The organism is Mesorhizobium sp. M4B.F.Ca.ET.017.02.2.1, assembly GCF_003998955.1.
GTDB classification, from domain to species: Bacteria; Pseudomonadota; Alphaproteobacteria; order Rhizobiales; family Rhizobiaceae; genus Mesorhizobium; species Mesorhizobium abyssinicae.
This window is the reverse complement of sequence record NZ_RZOF01000505.1, coordinates 1-3183: the sequence shown is the minus strand read 5'-3', so window position 1 is coordinate 3183 and position 3183 is coordinate 1. Positions and strand designations below refer to the sequence as shown.

4 protein-coding genes are annotated in these 3183 nt (G+C 65.4%); 2 read left to right on the top strand and 2 right to left on the bottom strand.

Going from position 1 to position 3183, the window contains the following annotated elements; genetic code table 11:
- The first annotated feature begins 198 nt into the window (after positions 1–198).
- Positions 199–582: a hypothetical protein gene (locus EN738_RS32840; protein WP_127287191.1), complete on the top strand. Its 384-nt coding sequence runs from the start codon at positions 199–201 to the stop codon at positions 580–582.
- 12 nt (positions 583–594) lie between these two features.
- Here EN738_RS32840 and EN738_RS32835 read toward each other — a convergent pair whose 3' ends face one another.
- Positions 595–1368 carry a gamma-glutamyl-gamma-aminobutyrate hydrolase family protein gene (locus EN738_RS32835; RefSeq protein ID WP_127287190.1) on the bottom strand — a complete coding sequence of 258 codons (774 nt, stop codon included), beginning with the start codon at positions 1366–1368 and terminating at the stop codon, positions 595–597.
- Positions 1369–1660: 292 nt separating this feature from the next.
- Here EN738_RS32835 and EN738_RS32830 point away from each other — a divergent pair, with 292 nt between their 5' ends.
- Positions 1661–2770 carry a TRAP transporter substrate-binding protein gene (locus EN738_RS32830; RefSeq protein WP_127287189.1) on the top strand — a complete coding sequence of 370 codons (1110 nt, stop codon included), beginning with the start codon at positions 1661–1663 and terminating at the stop codon, positions 2768–2770.
- Between the two features lie 112 nt (positions 2771–2882).
- Here EN738_RS32830 and EN738_RS32825 read toward each other — a convergent pair.
- On the bottom strand, positions 2883–3183 hold a 301-nt coding region (locus EN738_RS32825; RefSeq protein WP_145967011.1), incomplete at its 5' end, for a zinc-binding dehydrogenase.

The window sequence follows — 3183 nt, the reverse complement described above, 5'->3', positions numbered from 1 at the left end:
GCGAGCGCCGGCCGCTGACCCCGGTGCCGGAAACCGCTGAGGTCAAGCCGCGCGGCTGACCCCGTTCGGCCCCGCCATATTTCTTAGCGAACGGTTAACCATTTGGAATCACTATGCATACTTCGTTATGCATAGGCAGAGCCGAATGGTCGGCCAGGTTTGAGGCGCGCCGGCGCGCTCAATGTACGGAGAGACAGGGTGAAAGTGCTTCCCGTGTTGGTGGCGGTTGCCGCGGTGGCGGGTGGCGCCCAGCTCTTTCGCGCCGGCAGCGGCGAAAGCATCGCCGGCGAAACGGCCCCGTCCAGCACCTACCGATTGACGGCCAATGGCGACGAAGCGGCTTGCGCCGTCCGGCGCGGCGCCGAAGTGTCGGGCGGGTTGACGCTGCTGACGGTCGGGCCCAACTGCCGCAAGCTTTTGCCCGGCATCGAGCGGGCGAAATTCTGGCGCGAAGAGGCCGACGGCACGGTGGCCTTCAGCGCGAACGGCATCGATCCGATCGTCACCTTCAGCGTGGCCGATGGCGACGGCTACGAATCCTACGCGCCGGTCACGCCGCTTCTGGCGCTGAACCACGATTGAGGTTGGGCAGACCTACTCCGCCGCCGCGCGGACGCCGGCTTTCGCCGCCGCATGCAGGCGCACGGCATCGCCGAAGGCGCGGAAGATCCTGGCCGAGTTGTCGTCCGACTTGACCCAATATTCGGGATGCCACTGAACACCGACCGCGAACGCGCGAGCGTCGCGAACCGACACCGCCTCGACCGTCCCGTCGGCGGCGAGCGCCTCGACCTGCAGTTTCGACCCGAGGCGGTCGATCCCCTGGCGATGCAGTGAATTGACCTTGATCTCGCCCGCGCCGAAGACGCCGGCGAGGCAGCTGCCGGGCTTGATCGAAATCGTCTGGTGGATGGCGAAGCGCTCGTCCTGATTGTCGCTCACCGGCGCGCGGTGGTCGAGCGATCCCTCGCGCTCCTGGATCTCGGTGCCCAGCGTTCCGCCCAGCGCCACGTTCAGCTCCTGGATGCCGCGGCAGATGGCGAGCAGCGGCACACCGCGCTCGATCGCCTTGCGGATCAGCGGCAGCGTGGTCGAATCGCGGGCCGGATCGTAGGGGCCGTTCCGCTCGCTGGCATCGCCGCCGTAGAGCGAGGGATGCACATTGGACTTCGAGCCGGTGACCATGACCCCGTCGACCGACGACAAGAGTTCGTCGACGTCGAGCCGGTCGCCAAAGGACGGCACCAGCAGCGGAAACACGCCGGCGCCGACGAGCGCGGCTTCCAGATATTGCTGCGGGGCAGCATGCCAGGTGTAGTTGTCGAATTGGCGGACGTCGGTCGAGATGGCGACGAGCGGCTGCTGCATTTTGGATCCGGTTTCCGTTGAGAGCTAAGGAACTATTCTGCCTACAAAATAGGCGATCCCAAGGCGCTTTTCCATGACAAGTTTCGGCGCGTCGTATGGGCCACGCCGCTGGCCGTTAGACTATAGTTGCAGGTTCTTGCCCAGGCCCGCGGATTTCCCGGCAATGCAGCTGCCAGACGCCGCCGCCGCGCTGGACTCGACCTGTCGCCCGTGTATTGTCTCGCCCAGGCCGAGCCGGGGTATCGAGGATTCCCCCGAAAGTTGGTCTGTTGATCCAAAAGGGAGGAACTTCATGGATCGTCGTTCATTCATCCGCAAGGCCGGCGTAACCGGCGTCGGCGCCGCGGCGGCGGCGGCCACGCTTGCCGCTCCGGCAATCGCCCAGTCCAATCCGAAGGTGACGTGGCGGCTGGCGTCGTCCTTTCCGAAGTCGCTCGACACGATCTATGGCGGCGCCGAAGTGTTCTCCAAGATGCTGTCGGAAGCGACCGACGGCAATTTCCAGGTCCAGGTGTTCGCCGCCGGCGAGCTGGTTCCCGGCCTGCAGGCAGCGGATGCGACCGCCGCCGGCACCGTCGAGGCCTGCCATACCGTTGCATACTACTACTGGGGCAAGGACCCGACATGGGCGCTGGGCGCGGCGGTGCCGTTCTCGCTCAACGCGCGCGGCATCAATGCCTGGCACTATCATGGCGGCGGCATCGACCTGTTCAACGAATTCCTCGCCACGCAGGGGCTTTTCGGCCTGCCGGGCGGCAATACCGGCGTGCAGATGGGCGGCTGGTTCCGCAAGCAGATCAACACCGTCGCCGACCTCTCCGGCCTGAAGATGCGCATCGGCGGCTTTGCCGGCAAGGTCGTGGCCAAGCTCGGCGTCGTGCCGCAGCAGATCGCCGGCGGCGACATCTACCCGGCGCTGGAGAAAGGCACCATCGACGCCGCGGAATGGGTCGGCCCCTATGACGACGAGAAGCTCGGCTTCTACAAGGTCGCGCCCTATTACTACTATCCCGGCTGGTGGGAAGGCGGCCCGACCGTCCACCTGATGTTCAACAAGGCCAAGTATGAAGAGCTGCCGGCGTCCTACAAATCGCTGGTGCGGACCGCGGCGCAGGCAACCGACGCCAACATGCTGCAGAAATACGACTTCCTCAATCCGGCGGCGGTGAAGCGGCTGGTGGCCGGCGGCGCCAAGCTGCAGCCGTTCAGCCAGGAGATCATGGCCGCCTGCTTCGAGAAGGCGAACGAGGTTTACGCCGAGATGGAAGCCTCGAACGCGCCGTTCAAGAAGATCTGGGAGTCGATCAAGGGCTTCCGCAAGGAGCACTATCTCTGGGCCCAGGTGGCCGAGTACAACTACGACACCTTCATGATGGTCCAGCAGCGCCAGGGCAAGCTGTAGGCTGGGATTTAGCCCCTTCTCCCCGTCACTATACGGGGAGAAGGTCCGGCAGGGGGATGAGGGCGGCGCAGACTTCGGCGAATGTTCACCCCGGGCTTTGCAGGCGCCTTGTTCAGCCTGGCACCACCAGCACCTTGACCTCGCCCGGCGCGGGCGGATTGGCGATCACCGCCGGCGCCTCGTCGAGCGATACCTGTCTCGATATCAGCCGGTCGACCTCGATCGCGCCCGAGGCGATGAGGTCGGCGGCGCGGCCGTGGGTGTAGGGGTTGAGGAAGGAGCCCAGAACCTTCAATTCGCGAAACAGAAGGTCGAAGGGCTCGAACGCCACCTGCATGCCTTGCGGCACGACGCCGACGATGACGACGGTGCCGCCGGCCTTCGCCAGTCGCAACGACTGCTCGACCGTATCG

Excerpts from the sequence above, each read along its gene's own strand:
- EN738_RS32835 (WP_127287190.1), bottom strand. The coding sequence starts at position 1,368 with ATGCAGCAGCCGCTCGTCGCCATCTCGACCGACGTCCGCCAATTCGAC.
- EN738_RS32830 (WP_127287189.1), top strand. The coding sequence starts at position 1,661 with ATGGATCGTCGTTCATTCATCCGCAAGGCCGGCGTAACCGGCGTCGGC.